The organism is Candidatus Methanoperedens sp., from assembly GCA_012026795.1.
Lineage (GTDB): Archaea > Halobacteriota > Methanosarcinia > Methanosarcinales > Methanoperedenaceae > Methanoperedens.
Window position 1 is genome coordinate 19,318 of record VEPM01000006.1, and the last position, 19,008, is coordinate 38,325.

The following is a 19,008-nucleotide window of genomic DNA, read 5'->3' on the forward strand; positions in this document are numbered from 1 at the left end:
AACTAACTTGAGATTCATGGACAGAAACAGTTTGCGGGAGATTGTACATCTTGTAGCTTCTTTACTTGTTCTGACAATTGCATTTTCTTATCCCGGTACAAGTATAGAAGCATTAGCTATAGCCGCAGTTGGTGTTGGTACAGGTTTTCTTCTCCATGAACTTGCCCACAAGTTCACAGCCCAGAGATACGGCTACGTGGCAGATTACGAGGCAAGCCCCATGGGATTGTTAATGGCTATCGGGCTATCTGTTTTCACGGGTGGAAACTTTGTATTTGCAGCGCCTGGCGCAGTGATGATCCGGGGAAAAAAGGTATTTTACAGTCCTTATGAACCATACACAAATATGGAGCAGACCGAAAAAGAACTGGCATACATATCAGTTTCGGGGGCTGTGGTAAACCTGGTTCTTGCAACGATTTTTTATATCAGTTCAAATTTCGTGTCAGCACCTATTGTATATAGTGTCCTGCAAACAGCAGCCTTTATCAATGTATTCCTTGCAGGCTTCAATATGATCCCTTTCGGACCGCTTGATGGGGCAAAAGTCTGGCGCTACAACCGAATGTTATGGGGAATAATGATGTTTGTTACAATCATTTTGTTCTTAAAAATCAACCGGTTTTTTTGAATAAATTTCCTCATAAATTTGAATATAGACAATCGCAAGATTTATAAGGCGTAACCACAAGATTTATAATGAGTAAAAACTATAACATTAGTAGTTAATAAAACTAGTGGGAACGTTAAGCAAATGGGATTAAATCTAACAGTTATTTCATGATTATTTAATCATGTATTTTATCTGTAAGGTGGCAAAGTCCTATCAACGGCGTATCAAAGTAACAAAGGAGTGAGAATATGAAAAGAATAATAAAATCAGTATTAATTTTCATGAATACATTGACCAGAACAAACAAGGACAGCTTGGTTTGAGAAAGAAAGCCACGGTTGCTTAATTAAGGAAAAGTAAAGAAAAGAGAAAAGGGAATAATCCCTTTTCTAATTTTGCGGTGATACAATGAAAATGAAAACAAAAATAATCTTGGTAATGGTATTGGCCATTTTAGTAACTTCAGGGATAGCTTCAGCTCAAAATGAAATTCCCGTAAATCCTCCACCGGGCTATTATGGAAGTGTGACCGTTAACGGACAGCCCGCACCTCAAGGGACAACAATTATTGCAAAGATTGGAGGAGAAGTACGAGGTTCCATAACCACAAAAACATCAGGTTTTTATGGTGACAACCCGGGTACAACAAAACTCTGGATAAGAGGATTCCAAAATGAGATTAACTCTACTGTGAATTTCTATTTGAATGATGTTGCGGCTGGGCAGACCAGCACATTAAAAGGGGCTGAGACTGATAACAGGGTTGACTTGAGTTTCACAGTCCCATCAGGCCCGGGCGGAAGTAATAGCGGTGGAAGCTCAACTGGTGGGGGAGGCGGTGGAGGAACAACTTCGGGAGAGAACGCATCCAATATAGAGGTGAGGGAATCTTACGAACTTGAGATTTTCAAAGACATTCTTACATCGTATAGATTTACCCATGCACTTAATCCGATAAGATACAGTAATATCACAGGTAATATCAATGCAGGTCTGATAACCACAACTGTTGAAGTCCTCAAAGGCACATCGAGTATAGTTTCAAGCGCGGCGCCAGGCAAGGTATACAAGAATGTAAATATATTGGTGGGTACGAGGGATTTTGCCACGCCAGCTAATTTAAAGGAATCAAAGATCGTTTTCAATGTGCAAAACTCATGGCTTACAGATAACAAGATTGCCGCAGGTCAGCTCAAACTTCTCAGATGGGACGGGAGCAAGTGGATCACACTGGATACAAATGAAATAAAGAAGGATGCAACAACCACCTACTTTGAATCGGGAACCGATGGTTTCTCGCCGTTTGCGATTTCCGGGATTACAGAAATTTCCGTGACATCAACTCCCGGTGTGGCGCAGACTCCCATTCCGGGTATAACTGGAAAAGCTACATCACCAGTAAGGGCGCCAGCAATAGAGAATTGGATGCTGGCTGTCATTATCGCAGCGGTATACTTCTTTATAATCAGGAAAAAGTAGCCAAAAAAGGGGCTATATCCCCCCTTTCTTTTTTTTATTTCCAGAATTTAGAGATAGCTGGAAAACCACTGAATTCCAGAAGAATTGCCGAACAAAACCAATATGCTTTTAAATAAAGAAGACGAATGACCCTAAAACGCAGGAGGAAAATATGTTTGGTATTGAATTTGTACCGGCAGACCCGGTCGTAAAATTAGCATATTACACAAAGCTCGCAGAAGAAAATGGTTTTGACAATGTATGGATTACAGATCACTACAATAATCGTGATGTATATACCACACTTGCCATGCTGGCAATGAACACTAACAGGATAAAGCTCGGGACAGGTGTTACAAATCCTTATACAAGGAATATTGCTATCACAGCCCAGAGCATTGGCGCGATCAATGAGATTTCCGGCGGCCGTGCAGTTCTTGGAATCGGTCCCGGTGATAAGGCCACTTTTGATGCCATGGGCATTGAGTGGGTAGAGCCGATGACCACGATCGCTGAAAGCATAACAGCTCTCCGGGGATTCTTCAGTGGTAAGAAGGTTGCTCAGGATGGAAAACGCGTAAAGATCGGCGGCGCAAAACTGGCATTCAAGACAGGTAACATCCCGATTTATATGGGAGCACAGGGTCCGAAGATGCTTGAACTGGCAGGTAAAGTTGCCGATGGCGTACTTATTAATGCATCACATCCAAAAGACTTTGAATTTGCAATAAAACAAATTGCACTGGGTGCAAAAGCAGCAGGACGCGATCCCAGGAGCGTTGACGTAGGCGCATATGCATGTTTCTCAATCCACAAGGATGCGGAAAAAGCAAAGAACGCAGCAAAAGTCGTGGTTGCATTCATTGTTGCAGGTTCACCGGATACCGTTCTTGAAAGACATGGTATTGATGTCAGTGCAAAGAAGAATATCGGCGATGCAATTGCAAAAGGTGACTTCCCGGGATTGAACGCTCTCGTTTCTGATAAGATGATCGATGCCTTCTCCATATGCGGTACACCAGCTGATTGTAAGGCAAAGGTTCAGGCCCTCCAGAAAATCGGCGTCACACAGATCGTTGCAGGCTCACCGATTGGTCCTGACAAGGAAACAGCTATTAAATTGATAGGAAAGGAAATCATCGGAGGAAAGTAAAGTGGAAGCAAAATCGGACAGTGCTGTCGCAGCGCCCCTTACAAAAAGAGGTGTCGTTAAATCCGATCAGGATAAGGTACTCATCAGATTAGGCAACATGTATGCCCCGGACGTTGGGCTGCCAAAAATTGCAGATGTAACTGAATTTAACTACTGCTCTTCCTGCGGTACATGCGAAGCTATCTGTCCGGTTAATGCCCCCGTTGTACGCAGGGGCCCGGTTGATATCTCAAAGGAAAAGAACAATTATAATAAAATGGAATTAAAAACAGAAGTTCTTTTCAAGGATGTCAATCCTATACAGCAGGAAATAAACCCGTGTGTGAATTGTTATGCATGTGAACGCGTTTGCCCCATACTTGATGGTTTCCCTGTAGATGAATTCAATAATATAAGGGTAATGAAAGCAGGAAGAAGTAAAACCCTTCACGGCCAGGATGGAGCAATTGTTTCACAGATACTGAAATCTCTTCTTGAACAGGGGGAGATCGACTGTGCAGTCGGTGTGGTGCGAAACGAGAAATGGGAAACAAAAATTGTGGTGTTTACAAAACCTGAAGATGCTACAGCCGCAAGCGGCACGAAATATACATATCAACCTGCTGTTTCAACTATGAGGGACATACACAGGGCATATGTTGACAGCGCCGAATCGTCTCTTATTGCGCCGGATGGTACAATGCAGGAGAAACCGAGGACATACGCCGAGATTAAGAAAATATTGGAAAAACATAAAAAAGTCGCATTCGTGGGAGTACCATGCCAGATTCACGGCGCAAAACTTTTCCGTGAGAATCATAACAGGATTAATCTGATAATCGGACTTATATGCATGGAGAGTTTTTCTGAACAGATAATGCTTGAGGAAATGATCCCGAAGATCATGGGTGTTGATATCAGGGATGTCAGGAAGATGAACTTCCATAAAGGCAATTTTATTGTCGGAACTGATAAAGAAGTAAAAGAAGTGCCTATCAAGGTCGTTGCTCCCCTTGCCAGGAAAGGATGTCACTTTTGCCAGGATTATACTTCATATTATGCAGACATATCCGTAGGCTCGGTTGGTTCGGATGACGGCTGGAGCACCGTCTTTGTAAGAACTGAGATCGGCGAGGAATACCTGAATAAAGTCAACGATATTGAATGGACGGACAAACCAATAAATAAGGAAATGGTCAAGAAACTCGCAGATATGAAGCATAAACATAACAGCTGGGACTGGCGTGCATTCATGAAAGAAATATGGAGCCGGGATAAGCCGATCAGGCCATGGGGCGCAGAGAGGATCGCGAATATCCCACCTCCTCCGCCTCCACCAGCCGAAAAACCGCCGGGAGCAGCAAAGCCGCCTGCCACAAAACCACCGGCTGAAAAGCCAACTTAATATGCGCCGCGGGATTTATCTTGGAAGATTCCAGCCTTATCATTTAGGGCATCATGAAGTCTTAAAACAGATAGTGAATGAAGTAGATGAAATCATCGTTGGCATCGGCAGCGCCCAGAAAAGTCATGAGATAGAGAATCCATTCACAGCAGGCGAAAGGGTGCTTATGGTATCAAGTGCGCTCATGGAATTCGATATCAAGCACTACGTAATACCAATAGAGGATATCCAGCGAAATTCCCTCTGGGTCTCACATGTTAAATCCATGGTGCCTCCTTTTGATATTGCATATACGAATAATTCTCTTGTGATAGAATTGCTGCGCGAAGCCAGGATAGAAGTCAAACAATCTCCTCTTTTTATGCGAAACAGTTATTCAGGTACAGAGATCAGGCGCAGGATGTTAAAAGGTGAAAAATGGGAACATTTTGTACCGGAAAGTGTTGTAGAGATCATAAAAGAGATCAAAGGTGTAAAGAGAATCAGGACTGTGGCGCAATCAGACCAGGAATGATACAAGAGACAAATACTTTAATAAATTGCCTTCATGATCTTGGCTATCCTGCAAGTTTTATAGAAGACATAAACGCACAGCTTAATAAATTATTTAATGATATAGATTTTGACAGCATAAGACAAAGAGCAAACCAGGCCGCCCGGGTCAGGGATACGGATGGGTTCATCAAATCCCTTAAGGATCTCATGTTCCTTCTTGAGGGAAAAAGCATCTACCGCCCCGATGCGCCCATACACCTGATAAAGCAGCTTGTTAATGGACTAAATCTCAACAACGAAGACATCTTTTATATCATTGCCAGGGCAAAAATACCAATGGAAGAGAAGCTAAAAGAAATGGAGTTTCTCGCATCATGCGCAGCCATTACTCAGCTTGGGTATATCCTGTTAAAATGTCTTGTTCCCGAAGTAAAAGCTGCAAGTTCGGGAGAGCATGTTTTTCTTGTAATAGATAGCTTTCGTGCGGATTCAAGGATATTCGTTGATTTCAGTATAGATTCGATTAAAGAAATAAATGTAAGCCTTTATGATGTGAATGAAAATAACTGGGGATTGAAAAAAGATCAGGATCTATCAGTTCTTGATCCGGAAACCGCGCAATATCTGGCGGAATATTACTCATTTTTCCAATTAACTTCAGGAATTGGACTGAACCATAATATCCATAATAACCTTGGTCTTGCCTACGATAAAATAGGAATGTTCGAAAAAGCGATACAGGAACTTCAAGAGGCTTTGCGTCTTGATCCGGGTTATATTGAAGTCCACAATAATCTTGGGGTAACTTATTATAAAATGGGCATGGCAGATGAGGCGGAAAAAGAAATGAAGGAAGCCATAAGGCTTAATCCCGGATATCCGGAAGCACATTGCAACCTTGGCAATATTTATGCATGCACAGGCAGGTTGGAGGAAGCGCTTTTTGAACTTAATGAGGCCCTGAGGATAAGTCCGGAACATGCTCCTGCCCATAATAGTCTCGGAGAGATCTATGCTCTTCAAAAAAGAAGTACGGAAGCAATAAACGAGTTCAAGGAGGCGCTTCGTATTGACCCCGGTTATCCTGCTGCACATACCAACATCGGGAATTTTTTCTTAGATTCCGGGGAGTCTGATGAAGCAATAAAAGAATTCCAGAAAGCCCTTGATACCGATCCTGATTTTGCGGATGCTCTTTATGGAATGGGACTTTCGCATTATGAACTTAAAAGTTATGAGAAAGCATCACAGGCGTTTATTAAAGCTGTATATAATTCTCCTGAACTTCTTGATTGTGTTCCTGACAATTTGATCCTTAAAGTAAAACAGGGCGTTTCGAGATTGAGATGATTAACTTATTTTTCGTATCAAGAATAAGAATTCAAGCAATTCCCTTCAACCTCTTTACCGGCCAGACCCAGGCACTTCCAACTCACTTTATTCCCTGTATTTCAAGCCTAATGAGCCTTTCGTCAGACAATGATAACTTCGTACTTTATATATTTTAAACACTTAACAGCTCTGAATAACAGGATGATATTTTGGATATAGATTATATTCTCGATTGTCTGTCTAAAATTAGTGAGAATGATCTGTATCAAACACATCATCTTGAGATAAGGATTCATCAGCGTAAAACAGAGTTGATCCCTGATTTAAATAGTGTAAAATCAATATCATTTAATTTGGTTACCTATTACCTTGTGAATTCCAATAAAAGGAAGCGTGAAGATAATGAATAAGTTGATAGCGAATAAATATGATTACGATTTTCAAAATGATAGTGTTTTTTTTATAGTGAAGGAAATCAGTACATGTCTTCCGTTGAAGTTAATGGCATAATTATAGATTTTAGTGAAAAGGATAATTTAGTAGGTCTTGAAATCTTAGATGCATCTTCAAAATTCCAGGTTTCAAAATCAGAACTTCTTAAAATTAAACACTTTGATGCAACAATAAATATTAATAAAGAAAATATAATAGTAAGCATGAAACTGGTGATAGAAAAAAGAAACCAGTTATTTGATAGATGCTTGGAAGCAACAACAATTAATAGTATGAATCTTCCGTCTGGTACGCAAGAAATTGCGGTTACTTGCTGATCAGGACTCTTTTTTTGTAGATTTTACTCAAATTCATTTAGACACCGGGCGCGGTGTATGGGATGGGGCTGGAAGCAGCGCAGGAGGCGGCGCGCGGGAACTGATGGGCGCCCGTCTTGGCTCAGATGAAGTAATTGACAGTTATGAATGGGAAATTAACAAAATGGGAATAAGTAAGTTTATTATAAAATTATGGGGCGCCCGAAAATCGGGATGCTTATCTGCGTTTATCTGTGGCTAATTTGCCAGATGCATCGTACAAATCAACAATCAGCGCGCCCAAAAGAAGGATAACTGTTAGCACTGTCGCCCGATCTTCCAATTCATTCCGGGCACGCTATCGGGGATGCGGCTGGGAGCAGCGCATGATAGCCATGTATTTTTTTTCATAAAAATTTCTGTCCACAGCTCCAGCCAACCTCCCCCCAAAACCGACAAAACTTTATGCTTAACTACTGTGTAGATGCGTTAAAGTGATAAAATGCAGATACTACTCATTCATTCGGATTTTATTGAATATGAAACCAAAAAGAGCACGCCTGTTGCTGAGAAAATAGATGATGAACTCAAGAAAGGAAGGATGGAAGAAGTTCTTGCTGTTTTTGTAGCTGTTGAGAAAATCGACGAAAATAACCCTGGATCTGCTGCTTCCCAGGCCGTTGCTGAAATAAAAAAGGTCACTGAACAGGTAAAAACAAATCGTGTGATGCTATACCCGTATGCACACCTGAGTTCAAGTCTTTCATCACCAAAAACAGCGATCGAAACCTTGAAAAAGATCGAGGAATTACTTAAAGAAGCGCAGTTTGAAGTCAAGCGCGCGCCATTTGGCTGGTATAAATCCTTCACAATAAAATGCAAAGGTCATCCTCTCTCTGAACTTTCAAGGACAATAAGGATCGGTGAAGAAAAATGCGTTATGGTATTAAAGGAAACAGAGAAAGAAGAAGTTGTTTCCGAGGCCCTGAAATCAGAAGCCAAAGCCATATCTTACTGGCATATTCTAACTCCCGAAGGTGAATTGCTAAAACCGGAAGAGTTTGATTTCAAGGGTCATGATAATCTTAAGAAATTTGTAAATTATGAAATACACAAGAGCCGCGCAGTGGATAAGATCCCGCCGCATGTTGAACTCATGAGAAGGCTTGAGCTTGCTGATTATGAACCAGGTTCCGACTCCGGGAATATGCGCTTTTACCCGAAGGGCAGGCTCATGAAGAGCCTCATTGAAAACTACGTCCTGGAAGAGACCGCAAAAATGGGCGCAATGGAAGTTGAGACGCCTTTGATGTATGATATGAACCATCCGACATTGAAGAAATATCTTGACCGCTTCCCTGCGCGGCAGTATTCCATTGAAGCCGATAAAAAGCAGCTATTCCTGCGCTTTGCGGCATGTTTCGGGCAGTTCCTTATGAACCACGACATGACAATTTCTTACAGGAACCTGCCTCTGCGAATGGTGGAACTCACACGCTACAGCTTCAGGAAAGAGCAAAGCGGTGAACTTGTGGGACTGCGCCGCCTTCGCGCATTCACGATGCCTGATATGCACTCTTTGTGCAAGGATATGGATGAGGCTGTGGAGCAGTTCAACGAACAGTACAATATGTGCATAAATGTTCTCTCAAAGGTCGGCATTGACCTTTCGGATTTTGAAGTAGCTATACGCTTTACCAGGGATTTCTATGAAGAGAACAGGGATTTCATTGTAGGGCTTGTTAAAACAGTCAGCAAACCGGTATTGATAGAACTCTGGGACCAGAGGTTCTTTTATTTCGTCCTGAAATTTGAGTTCAATTACATAGATGCCCTGAGCAAGGCAAGCGCCTTATCAACAGTACAGATTGATGTCGAGAACGCAGAGCGCTACGGCATAAAGTATATTGATTCAAATGGTGCTGAAAAAAGACCATTTATCCTTCATTGCTCACCCAGCGGAGCTATTGAAAGATGTATATATGCACTCCTTGAAAAAGCCAACATGAACTCAGAGAAAGGAATTGTCCCGATGTTCCCGGTCTGGCTTTCGCCCACACAGGTACGGGTGATCCCGGTTACGGAAAAGCATATGGAATATGCCCTAAAAGTCGCAGATGAATTGAACGGCAGGGTTGACATTGATGACCGGGAGGAGACTGTTGGCAAGAAGATCCGCGATGCAGGAAAGGAATGGATACCGTACGTGGCAGTTGTTGGAGATGAGGAAGTTACGGGCGGGAATATTACAGTTACGGTAAGGAGCGAATCATTGCCTAACAAGCCTGCCAATGTAAAGATGGATATTAATGAACTCAACGAAAGGATCTCAAAAGAAGTATCAGGGTTCCCATTCAAGAAACATCCGCTTGCTATGAGATTGTCGGTAAGGCCAAGGTTCGTGTAGTTTCAGATATTCAGATAACTTCATTACCTTATACTCAAAATATATCAATGATGCCTGGAAAAAAGGTTACAAAAGTACTACTGTTCCTGAAAAATATGGTATATGAGAGTACAAGTCCGATGGAAATACTCAGGTTTGCGAAATATTATCGTAAAAAGGGACTTGATGTAGTCCTGGTTCTCTGGGGTCCGATGGGTGTTATTCTTGGGAAAAAAGGCAAGACCGGGACTCCTCCCTATGATGAGCGCGTTCGGGAATGTCTTGACATGGGAATAAAGATCAAATGCTGCGAACTTGCTTCATCGATGATAGGTTTTAATAATGACGAACTTATTGATGGGATAGAAATGATCCATTCATTTGAAGTGGCTGACCTGATGCTTGAATATTGTGAAGAGGGGCAGCTTGTAATAAATCTGTAAGCAAGTCTTTTTATTAAATAAAATCAATTAGCGCTCCTATGGATAGAGAACTCCTTGAAAAAGTTAAAAGGCGTGAGGTTAGTTTTCATGAAATTGATAAAACACTTGATGCAAATGCTTCGATCGAGTTGAGACGAACTGCTGTTTCCGAACTGACCGGAACACAGTTAAATCACATTTCCAATTATTCCATAGATATTGAAAATGTCACGAAGCGCAATATCGAGAACATGATCGGCGCAGTACAGGTTCCCCTGGGGATAGCCGGACCGCTTCGCGTCAATGGTGAATATGCAAAAGGCGATTATTACATTCCCCTTGCAACCACAGAAGGCGCACTTGTCGCAAGCGCAGACAGGGGAAGTTCTGTTATCACTGCCTCAGGCGGTGCAAATGTAAGGATACTCAAGGATGAGATGACAAGAGCCCCGGTTTTTCGGACTAAAGATATAATCGGTGCAAAAAACCTGGCGGATTGGGCCAATGAAAATTTCGGGAGACTGAAACAAAAAGCACAGGAGACTACACGTTTCGGGGAACTGCTGTCCATACATGCGTTTACAGCCGGAAGAAATGTCTTTTTACGATTTTCCTATGATACCAAGGATGCCATGGGAATGAATATGGTAACTATTGCCACAGATGCCGCGGTTGATCTCATATTATCAGAAAATGATGTTGAGCTTGTTGCCTTATCCGGTAATATGTGCTCAGACAAGAAACCTGCTGCGATAAATTCAATCCTGGGAAGAGGAAAAACCATTTCAGCAGATGTGTTTCTCAGTAAAGAGATAATATCTGAAAAATTAAAAACCACACCTGAAAAAATGGCAGATGTAAATTACAGGAAGAATTTACTGGGCTCAGCCCTCGCAGGTTCGATCGGCTTTAATGCCCATGCTACAAATATCGCAGCTGCCATGTTCATTGCATGCGGCCAGGACGCGGCACATGTTGTGGAAGCAAGCAATGCCGTCACTACAATGGAGCTTACAGATGATGGGTTATACTGCTCTGTAACACTTCCGTCCCTCAATGTCGGAACAGTGGGTGGAGGGACGCGGATAGCCACGCAGCAGGAGTGCCTGAATATGCTGGGTGTGGCAGGAGCAGGAGAGCCGCCAGGCACGAATTCCAGGAAATTAGCCGAAATAATAGCCTCGGCAGTTCTTGCAGGCGAGATATCACTCATTGGCGCGCTTGCCGCCAGGCATCTTGCGAAGGCGCATGCTGCGCTTGGAAGATGAAAGTTCTGAAATGAACGAAACCATTATCATAGACAGGATATGATTTTAGTGACTTATCCTGATAATCCTATCTGAATAAAAGCATTATCTTATCAGTGCAAAATAAGGGTTTGAGAGAAATTATAATCATATCACGCTTATAAGTATGATTCAATGATCGATGAGGATTTTTTAATAATTGGAATTTTCCTGGGTTTTACTTCAGGAATAACTCCCGGGCCCTTATTGACGCTTGTAATCTCTGAGACACTGATACAAAATAAAAAACAAGGTATAAAAGCTGCAAGCTCCCCGCTTTTTACAGATCTGCCCATTATTCTTATAACGACATTAATACTATTAAAAATTTCAAATTTCAACTTAATATTAGGTCTTATTTCAATACTGGGTTCAATATTTTTATGTTATCTGGCTTATGGGAATCTTTTTTTTAAACTTAAAACAGGAAATATAGAAAAATCAAAATCGTTTGAAAAAGGAATGATAGTGAATTTATTAAACCCGCATCCTTATCTGTTCTGGTTTACTGTTGGCGCCCCAACCATGTTGAAAGCCCGGGATGTCAGTCTTTATGCTGTTATTTTATTTATTACAGGTTTCTATATATTCCTGGTTGGTTCAAAAATATTAATTGTGTTAATAGTGGAAAGATACAGGAATTTTTTAAAGAGCAGGATTTATGAATATCTTATTAAATTAACAGGCATATTGCTATTGTTCTTTGCTTTTGTATTTCTTAAAGACGGGCTTAAGTTTTTTGGATTTTTGTAATGTTAATTTTTGCAGGAATTTGTACAAAGTCTGAATATTCATCACATAATCATTAACTTTTACTCTGGCAGCAAACTGCGCAGCTATGTTCCCCTCCTTCATTCGTAAAATCGATGCGCCCACATTGTTCGCATGCTATCTCTTTAGATTTCCTTGACCTGCATTATTGAGGCTATCTTACCAGTGTTTTTGAATGAATTTGTCTTTGCATGATCTACACTTTTTACAATTGCACCAGTTTACTCCGACAAACTCTAAATTATTGTCCGGGATATATAACTGTTCAATCTCATTACCGGTGAATCCAGCTTTTAGTAACTTTATACGGTATAAGCTATCACATAAAGGTGATCTTGTGCTATTCATTGTCTCACCTTCCCCTTAATATTTCACGTTTAATATCCGCGCCTAACGGTTGACAGTATAATAAAAAGGATAGGTGATGGTTCACCTATCTTACAATCTTTTTTCTGGTTCAGTCCTTTTTTTCAGAACCACCCTTTATCTTCTCATGTTCTCCATTTTTCCCGACTTTGGCAGTGCTCTCTGATTGTTTTGATCTTTCTATATCTTTTGAGTTCTCAATCTTTTTGCCATTTTCAACTTTTTTATATTCCAGGATTTTGAGCTCTAATCCTTTAACTATTTCATCAGAGTTGAGTTCTGAAAGTCTCTTATCGATCCCATCAACGATTCCGGACTTTGTTGTTTCATTAAGATGGAATTTGAATTCTACTTTGACATCTGTAAAAATCCCTTCAACTTTTGCTTTGACATGAAGTTTTACATTATAGTCTTTCGAATCTTTTTCGTCCGATGCGGTCAATGTTGTTGTAGGAGCCCCTATAACATCTGTGCTGTCATCATCATTCTCAAACTTTAGATTTTCACTCAGATTTATTCTGAGATTCTTAAGTTCATTAAGTGTCTCTTCAACAATATCTGTCTTATTGGTACTGTTTGTCTGGAATCTCAGATCGATATTGACAGTCGAACCATTATCCGTTACCTCTGCTTTTATCCGGGTTCGCTCCTTTGCATCCTCATATTCATTACGCTCTTCCATTTCAACCCGTACAGATTTAGATCTTAACTTTTTCTCAAGATTCTTGCTGTTCTTGTAAGCTATCTGAAGTCCTTTGTTATCAGGATGTGAGATGCTGAGATTTTCAAGTATAAATTGATGCTTCAGTACCATTTGCTTTGCATTGATATAGCCAGTGTCGTTATCTGAGAGTTCAGACATTGAAGCATTTACTTCATTCATTTTTTCTTCATATTGAGCAAGTGCCTTATCTGCAGTTTCCAAGTCATTTTGTTTCAATGCCTTTCTATACTCATTTATTCTATGTCGTGCGTGAGATACCTGTTTTCCGAGTTTTTCACTCGAGTTATAAGTAAAAGTCTCATCCATATTCTCAAATGCGATCTTTAATCTGTATAATAGATGTCCTGGGCCAAATATACCTGTATCCGATTCGTCATCATCTGGCTCCGGAGTTGCTGTTGGGGTAACTGTTAGTGTTACAGTTGGGGTTCCGGTTACATTTACAGTTGGTGTTTCATTAGCCGTACCATTCTCTATGGCGCCAGCCATGCCTACAGTAAAGACCAGAACCAACAGGATCATACCTGCCATAGTCATATTTCTCAATCTCATAATTTCACCTCTTATTTATGCGGCATTTTGTCGCTAAGAACGTATCATGATCATCAGTAATTTAACCATTCTTACTGTCTAATAATATTTAAAAGTTCATTATTCCCTGGAAAAATGTTAATTCCTTTAAAAATGTCCTGTTTATTTTATATGATCTTAAAAGTAGATAAAATAGGATAAAAGATTGTTAAAATCCAATTATCTATGTAAACATGATATTCTTATCTTAAGATGAGTCAATAATTCCTTAGAGCTAACATGTTAATACAATTGGATTTCAATTCAATATCAATGATTCAAATCCCTCCTCGACCATAACCTAAATATACCCATAAAACTATAACGATTATTCAATCGGTGTTACGAAATTTCATAATTGTAATACTATATATGTTTATAATTATGAAATATTAATAAAAATAATTTGAGGAGGACATAGAAAATGCATATACCTGACACGTTTATTCCGCTGGGGCAGGCGGCAATCTACTGGATAATATCGATATTATTTATTGCAAGAGCAGTAAAATGGGCGAGAAAGGACATGAACGAGAACATGATACCGCTTTTTGGCGTTCTTGCTGCAGGCATTTTCGTTCTCCAGACCATTAACATCGCGGCAAGCCTCCTTGTTCCCGTACCTGTGCTCACAGGTGTCAGCTGGCATATTGTAGGCGCTGCACTTACTGCAATAATATTTGCAAGCCCCTGGGCGGCAGTACTGCTGATGACAATGGTGCTTGCTATACAGTTCCTTTTCGGGGACGGCGGGATAACAGTGATGGGAGCGAACATATTGAACATGGGAGTTATCGGGGGCTTTCTGGGATATTATACATTCATCGGTCTGGGCAAACTTTCAGTAAAGCGCCCCATTACAATGTTCGCAAGTGGCTGGCTGAGTATGCTGTTACCTGCTATCGCCCTTTCATTTGAACTCTGGCTGGCTGGCACTTTTCCTCTCAAACAGGGCGTTCTTCTCATGGGCACATTCCAGGGGATTGCAGGGATCGGGGAAGGTCTTATAACTGTAATAGTATTTGGCGCAATAATAAAAGCAAGGCCTGATATCGTTAATGAAGGTACACACAGGAAAGAAAGCACAGCAAAGGTTGCAGTTGTGGGAGCTTTCGCTTTATTAGGACTTGCCATGGCAGCGCCATTTCTTGCATCAGGCGACCCGGATGGCCTTCAGCAGACAGCAAGCCTGGTCGTGAGCAACGAGATCAACAATATGATCGCGCCAATAACTCCACTGTTCCCGAGTTATGCTATACCAGGAATGGGAGAAGCTGGAAAAGTTGCTGCTATTGTAATTGGATTTGCAGCAATACTGGTCGTGTGGATTGGAATATCAAGGGTCATAAAAAAGGTATAATATGAACATTATTGAGGCCCGAAACCTCACACATGTATACCGAGGGAAGATCACTGCCCTTGATGCAATCAATTTCACGGCAAAGCCGGGTGAAAGGATCGCAATAATAGGAGCAAACGGAGCGGGGAAATCAACGCTTTTCAAGCATTTTAACGGGATACTTAAACCCACAAGCGGCGAGGTACTGATCAAGGGAAAATGCATAAGTGATGAAAATATCCTCGAAGCCAGGAAAACCGTGGGCGTTGTTTTCCAGGACCCTGATGACCAGATATTTGCCCCCACGGTGAAACAGGATGTAGCATTCGGCCCTATGAACCTTGGTTTAAGTATGGAAGAGATCGAAAAGCGTGTCCATGAGTCGCTTGAGACCGTTCGGCTTACTGGTTTTGAAGAAAGGGCCCCACACCATCTCAGTACAGGCGAGAAAAAAAAAGTAGCGATTGCAGGTATCCTTGCAATGAAGCCTGAAGTTCTTGTTCTTGATGAACCCACAGCAGGGCTTGACCCTGGCGGAGCTATACGACTCATCAAGCTTATAAACGGCATGAACCGGTACCTCGGTATAACAACCATAGTCTCAACACACGAAGTGGATATAGTACCCATGCTTGCTGACAGGGTTTGCATCATGTCAAAAGGTAAAATAATAGGAGATGGCACGCCCCTTGAAATATTCTCATCGCCTGAACTCATAAAGAAAACCCATCTTCGCCTTCCGATGGTAGCACAGCTCATGGAGATGCTCCAGGAAGAAGGAGTGCCCGTCGGGGTGAAATTCACGCTTGAAGAAGCAAGGGATGAACTGTTAAAGGTCGTGAAATAAATGCATGTTTCCATCACGGAAATGGAGCGTGAAACATATAAGAAATCCCCTATACATGGGATCGATGGAAGGATAAAGATTCTTATGACCCTTGCCATCACTATTTATGTGGTGGCCCTGCCGCGGATGGACATTCTGAATTTCACAAAACTCGGTATACTGGAAGCATATCTTCTTCTTCTCATGCTTTTTTCAAGAATAGGGTTGTCACATCTTGCTGCAAGATTTTTAATAGCGCTTCCTTTCGGGCTTGGCATATCGATTCTCCAGCCATTCCTGAAACAGCCGTTCCTTAATGATTTTACAATTATGTACAGGCTGCCAATGGGGATTGAAGTTACAAATGAAGGACTATTATATGGCGCTATCATTTTCGTAAAATTTTTTGTGTGTATAAGCTCTGTAATACTTCTCTCTTCAACCACGTCAATGAGTGAACTTGTGGCATCTGCAAGGCGGCTTGGCCTTCCAAAGGAAATGGCGCTCCTTTTTACAATGATGGTTCGTTACCTCTTTGTATTCTGGAATATGCTGGGCAGGATAAGAACAGCACAAAAAACCCGCTGTTTTGAGATCTGGAACAGGAACGTTCCAAGAAAATGGACACTTGAGCAAATAGGTTATACTATCAGCTCACTTTTCATTCGTTCTTATGAGCAGGGCGAGAGAACATACCAGAGCATGCTGTGCAGGGGATACTGTGCAGATGCTCATGTGTATGTGGATAAGAAAAAATTACATATCACAGATTTTGCTGTACTGGCTGTTACATTTGGGGTTATCGTTGTTTCAAATATACAGGTGTTTTAGAAAATTGCTGCCTTCTGTGGCATACCTGCGTAAGGTTGAAATACAATAACCCCCGATTATTATATACAGAGGATAAAAAACATGGCTGAAAGAAAATATATCATAGAATCCAGAAGATATGTGGACGACGATGGTAACAGGACATTTGACAAATGGATCACAAGTTCGAATGTAATTGAAGTGAAGCATAATGAACAATATCTGGTATTTTTCCCGCTTGAGGGGGAACATGCAGGAAAGAAACATTATATCCCTTTCTCAAATATTCACATAGTCAGGGAATTATAAATAATAATATCAGCCAACGATCGTAAAACCAAAAAGTGAAATGAATGACAATGGTATCTATGATAATGGCAATAAATGATGTAGCACAAGAGATACCTCTTGAAAATTCATGGGATGGACTTGGACTATTAATTCTTGGTCTTCCATTATTATCGTGTACAGTATCATTTCTTGTAATATATAAATTTACAAAGAATATAACACGTAGCGCACTGTGGGCAATAATTGGATTTATAGGGGCTTTCTTTGTGCTGTCTATTCCAATTAATAGTGAAGGAGATATTTTACAATCTATTATTAATCCGGGAGGCGTATATGCAGCAATAATTTACTTTGTAGTGATGACAACGTTTATAGGATTAATTGGAGCGTACATACAGGCCGGGCGGGCATATTAATCCTATATCAATCCTGAAACCATTCCAAAAAGTCACCCGGTAATATCCTCGAATCTTGCATATGGATAAAGAGTTCCTGATAAATTAACTGCATCCTTTCCTGTTGGCTCAGGTTTCTATAATAGGGAAGCGGTCTATCAGGTGGTGGTTCTTCAGTCGGATAACTTTCACTTCATACAAAAGAATGAAAGCTATTGAAATCAACTTATCTATTTCAGAAGTGGAATAAGAAAAAGAGTCTATAGTTTCCTATATATTGAAAAAAAGGCTTTACGCCTTTTAATTTTTATTAAAATTCACATTCATCAAGGAACTGCTTAAACGACGCCAGTTCAGTCCTGCTTTTCTGGATCTCGCGATTTAATTCACTACCTATCTGTGTAAACATCTGTTTGAGTTTTTCAGTATCGATCCGCTTCGGGACCTGTACTTCAAAAAGGTAATCTTTTGCCCCGACTTTTATCGAGCCGATCATGATTTCCTTATATTTGAACAATATATTGCGGACTATTTGTCTTATGGATTCTGCCTTGAACCTGTATTCATGAATCTTATATTCCGAATCCGGTTCAATGTATTTCCAGTCTATATTATTGGGATATACCTGAAGCGTATAATTCAGGTCATCCGCTGATACCATTTTTGCCTTTAGTTTGATATTTATTTCAGTTTCTTTTAAAACTTCTGGTTCAGTCACTTTCTAAAACCTCTCTATATAATAGGAGTCCCTTCTATTATAGTTAATTCCTTAAAAGCAGACATGAGCATTTTGGTAATCTTACCTGGCTTTCCATCAGATATTAACCGCCCGTCTATTTTCGTAATGGGCGCTATCTCTGCTGCTGTCCCTGTAACGAAAACCTCATCAGCCGTATAAAGATCAAATAAACCCATATTTGTTTCCAGAACATCTATTCCTTCCTTTCCCGCAAGTTCTATTGCAGCCGCTCTTGTTATCCCGCGAAGGTTATTAAGCGCAGGCGGTGTGATAACCTGGCCGTTCTTTACAACAAAAATATTATCTCCCGAACCTTCAGAAAGATTACCATGCACATCGAATATTATCGCCTCGTCCCCGCCTTTTGCATTTGCCTCGATCTTTGCAAGGATGTTATTCAGGTAATTTAATGATTTGATGTTCGGGGGCATTGCTTCCGGGGCGTTTCTCCTGACACCGACTGTAACGCCTGTAAGCCCTTTTTCATAAAGGTCCCCGTACATTGCGCCCCATTCCTGTGTTATTATGAATATATTGGGTTTGGGACATTTCCTGGGATCAAGACCAAGATCACCATCTCCGCGTGATACGATGGGGCGAATATAGGCATCTTTCAGGTTATTTCTCTTCATTGTTTCGATGATAGCTTTTTTCATCTCATCTTTCGACAGCGGGATCTTAAGGTCTATCGCTTTTGCAGAATCGTACATCCTGTCAAGATGCTCGTCAAGCCTGAATACCCGGCCGTTATATGCCCTTATGCCTTCAAAAACTCCATCCCCATATAAGAAACCATGATCATATATGGAGGTTCTTGCCTCTTGTTTTGGCACAAATTTTCCGTTAAAATAAATTACTAAATCCATGAGAATCGCTTTCACATAGGAAACGCCTGGATA

Annotated in this window: 19 protein-coding genes and 1 pseudogene; 17 read left to right on the plus strand and 3 right to left on the minus strand. The window is 40.9% G+C overall.

Annotation, left to right across the window (positions count from 1 at the left end):
- Positions 1-16 precede the first annotated feature (16 nt).
- The 12 genes from FIB07_01950 (at position 17) to FIB07_02005 (ending at position 12,031) form a co-directional block, all read left to right on the plus strand.
- The gene (locus FIB07_01950; GenBank protein ID NJD51609.1) at positions 17-631 is read left to right on the plus strand and encodes a site-2 protease family protein; all 615 of its coding nucleotides are present in this window, start codon (positions 17-19) and stop codon (positions 629-631) included.
- Between the two features lie 390 nt (positions 632-1,021).
- Positions 1,022-2,092: a PGF-pre-PGF domain-containing protein gene (locus FIB07_01955; GenBank protein ID NJD51610.1), complete on the plus strand. Its 1,071-nt coding sequence runs from the start codon at positions 1,022-1,024 to the stop codon at positions 2,090-2,092.
- Positions 2,093-2,243: 151 nt separating this feature from the next.
- Positions 2,244-3,224, plus strand: a complete 981-nt coding sequence (gene mer / locus FIB07_01960) for a 5,10-methylenetetrahydromethanopterin reductase (protein NJD51611.1) — start codon at positions 2,244-2,246, stop codon at positions 3,222-3,224.
- 1 nt (position 3,225) lies between these two features.
- Positions 3,226-4,608 (plus strand): F420H2 dehydrogenase, encoded by a 1,383-nt coding sequence (locus tag FIB07_01965; protein ID NJD51612.1) that lies wholly within the window; start codon positions 3,226-3,228, stop codon positions 4,606-4,608.
- A 1-nt stretch (position 4,609) separates the two neighbouring features.
- Positions 4,610-5,122, plus strand: coding sequence for a nicotinamide-nucleotide adenylyltransferase (locus FIB07_01970; GenBank protein ID NJD51613.1), 513 nt, complete (start codon positions 4,610-4,612; stop codon positions 5,120-5,122).
- Positions 5,026-6,453 carry a tetratricopeptide repeat protein gene (locus tag FIB07_01975; protein ID NJD51614.1) on the plus strand — a complete coding sequence of 476 codons (1,428 nt, stop codon included), beginning with the start codon at positions 5,026-5,028 and terminating at the stop codon, positions 6,451-6,453. Before FIB07_01970 ends, FIB07_01975 begins: the two co-directional genes overlap by 97 nt.
- 464 nt (positions 6,454-6,917) lie before the next feature.
- Complete coding sequence (locus tag FIB07_01980; GenBank protein ID NJD51615.1) at positions 6,918-7,205, plus strand: DUF2283 domain-containing protein; 288 nt, start codon at positions 6,918-6,920, stop codon at positions 7,203-7,205.
- Positions 7,189-7,446, plus strand: a complete 258-nt coding sequence (locus FIB07_01985) for a hypothetical protein (protein NJD51616.1) — start codon at positions 7,189-7,191, stop codon at positions 7,444-7,446. Before FIB07_01980 ends, FIB07_01985 begins: the two co-directional genes overlap by 17 nt.
- A 240-nt stretch (positions 7,447-7,686) precedes the next feature.
- On the plus strand, positions 7,687-9,591 hold the full coding sequence (locus tag FIB07_01990; protein NJD51617.1) for a threonine--tRNA ligase: 1,905 nt from the start codon (positions 7,687-7,689) through the stop codon (positions 9,589-9,591).
- Positions 9,592-9,641: 50 nt separating this feature from the next.
- Positions 9,642-10,013 (plus strand): peroxiredoxin, encoded by a 372-nt coding sequence (locus FIB07_01995; protein NJD51618.1) that lies wholly within the window; start codon positions 9,642-9,644, stop codon positions 10,011-10,013.
- A gap of 38 nt (positions 10,014-10,051) precedes the next feature.
- A complete protein-coding gene (gene hmgA / locus FIB07_02000; protein ID NJD51619.1) occupies positions 10,052-11,260 on the plus strand; it encodes a hydroxymethylglutaryl-CoA reductase (NADPH) in 1,209 nt (402 codons plus the stop codon).
- A gap of 153 nt (positions 11,261-11,413) precedes the next feature.
- The gene (locus FIB07_02005) at positions 11,414-12,031 is read left to right on the plus strand and encodes a LysE family translocator (GenBank protein NJD51620.1); all 618 of its coding nucleotides are present in this window, start codon (positions 11,414-11,416) and stop codon (positions 12,029-12,031) included.
- 475 nt (positions 12,032-12,506) lie between these two features.
- Here the strand turns inward: FIB07_02005 and FIB07_02010 are convergent, their stop codons facing one another.
- Positions 12,507-13,691, minus strand: a complete 1,185-nt coding sequence (locus FIB07_02010) for a hypothetical protein (protein ID NJD51621.1) — start codon at positions 13,689-13,691, stop codon at positions 12,507-12,509.
- 442 nt (positions 13,692-14,133) lie between these two features.
- On the opposite strand from FIB07_02010, the pseudogene cbiM reads away from it, so the two are divergent.
- The 5 genes and pseudogenes from cbiM to FIB07_02035 all read left to right on the plus strand — a co-directional run bounded on the left by cbiM (position 14,134) and on the right by FIB07_02035 (position 17,391).
- Positions 14,134-14,766: pseudogene (cbiM, locus tag FIB07_02015) on the plus strand (cobalt transporter CbiM).
- A gap of 304 nt (positions 14,767-15,070) precedes the next feature.
- Positions 15,071-15,895, plus strand: a complete 825-nt coding sequence (locus FIB07_02020; GenBank protein NJD51622.1) for an ATP-binding cassette domain-containing protein — start codon at positions 15,071-15,073, stop codon at positions 15,893-15,895.
- The gene (gene cbiQ, locus FIB07_02025; GenBank protein NJD51623.1) at positions 15,896-16,705 is read left to right on the plus strand and encodes a cobalt ECF transporter T component CbiQ; all 810 of its coding nucleotides are present in this window, start codon (positions 15,896-15,898) and stop codon (positions 16,703-16,705) included.
- Positions 16,706-16,786: 81 nt separating this feature from the next.
- The gene (locus FIB07_02030) at positions 16,787-16,993 is read left to right on the plus strand and encodes a hypothetical protein (GenBank protein NJD51624.1); all 207 of its coding nucleotides are present in this window, start codon (positions 16,787-16,789) and stop codon (positions 16,991-16,993) included.
- 44 nt (positions 16,994-17,037) lie between these two features.
- Complete coding sequence (locus tag FIB07_02035) at positions 17,038-17,391, plus strand: hypothetical protein (GenBank protein NJD51625.1); 354 nt, start codon at positions 17,038-17,040, stop codon at positions 17,389-17,391.
- Between the two features lie 289 nt (positions 17,392-17,680).
- Here FIB07_02035 and FIB07_02040 read toward each other — a convergent pair whose 3' ends face one another.
- A complete protein-coding gene (locus tag FIB07_02040) occupies positions 17,681-18,088 on the minus strand; it encodes a hypothetical protein (protein NJD51626.1) in 408 nt (135 codons plus the stop codon).
- A gap of 14 nt (positions 18,089-18,102) precedes the next feature.
- The gene (gene ilvE, locus FIB07_02045; protein ID NJD51627.1) at positions 18,103-18,975 is read right to left on the minus strand and encodes a branched-chain-amino-acid transaminase; all 873 of its coding nucleotides are present in this window, start codon (positions 18,973-18,975) and stop codon (positions 18,103-18,105) included.
- Positions 18,976-19,008: the final 33 nt, after the last annotated feature.

Excerpts from the sequence above, each read along its gene's own strand:
- FIB07_02005 (NJD51620.1), top strand. The coding sequence starts at position 11,414 with ATGATCGATGAGGATTTTTTAATAATTGGAATTTTCCTGGGTTTTACT.
- ilvE (NJD51627.1), bottom strand. The coding sequence starts at position 18,975 with ATGGATTTAGTAATTTATTTTAACGGAAAATTTGTGCCAAAACAAGAG.
- FIB07_01995 (NJD51618.1), top strand. The coding sequence starts at position 9,642 with ATGCCTGGAAAAAAGGTTACAAAAGTACTACTGTTCCTGAAAAATATG.
- FIB07_02035 (NJD51625.1), top strand. The coding sequence starts at position 17,038 with ATGACAATGGTATCTATGATAATGGCAATAAATGATGTAGCACAAGAG.
- FIB07_02010 (NJD51621.1), bottom strand. The coding sequence starts at position 13,691 with ATGAGATTGAGAAATATGACTATGGCAGGTATGATCCTGTTGGTTCTG.
- FIB07_01950 (NJD51609.1), top strand. The coding sequence starts at position 17 with ATGGACAGAAACAGTTTGCGGGAGATTGTACATCTTGTAGCTTCTTTA.
- FIB07_02030 (NJD51624.1), top strand. The coding sequence starts at position 16,787 with ATGGCTGAAAGAAAATATATCATAGAATCCAGAAGATATGTGGACGAC.
- FIB07_01970 (NJD51613.1), top strand. The coding sequence starts at position 4,610 with ATGCGCCGCGGGATTTATCTTGGAAGATTCCAGCCTTATCATTTAGGG.
- FIB07_01955 (NJD51610.1), top strand. The coding sequence starts at position 1,022 with ATGAAAATGAAAACAAAAATAATCTTGGTAATGGTATTGGCCATTTTA.
- FIB07_01980 (NJD51615.1), top strand. The coding sequence starts at position 6,918 with ATGTCTTCCGTTGAAGTTAATGGCATAATTATAGATTTTAGTGAAAAG.
- FIB07_01990 (NJD51617.1), top strand. The coding sequence starts at position 7,687 with ATGCAGATACTACTCATTCATTCGGATTTTATTGAATATGAAACCAAA.
- FIB07_02020 (NJD51622.1), top strand. The coding sequence starts at position 15,071 with ATGAACATTATTGAGGCCCGAAACCTCACACATGTATACCGAGGGAAG.
- hmgA (NJD51619.1), top strand. The coding sequence starts at position 10,052 with ATGGATAGAGAACTCCTTGAAAAAGTTAAAAGGCGTGAGGTTAGTTTT.
- mer (NJD51611.1), top strand. The coding sequence starts at position 2,244 with ATGTTTGGTATTGAATTTGTACCGGCAGACCCGGTCGTAAAATTAGCA.
- cbiQ (NJD51623.1), top strand. The coding sequence starts at position 15,896 with ATGCATGTTTCCATCACGGAAATGGAGCGTGAAACATATAAGAAATCC.
- FIB07_01975 (NJD51614.1), top strand. The coding sequence starts at position 5,026 with ATGGGAACATTTTGTACCGGAAAGTGTTGTAGAGATCATAAAAGAGAT.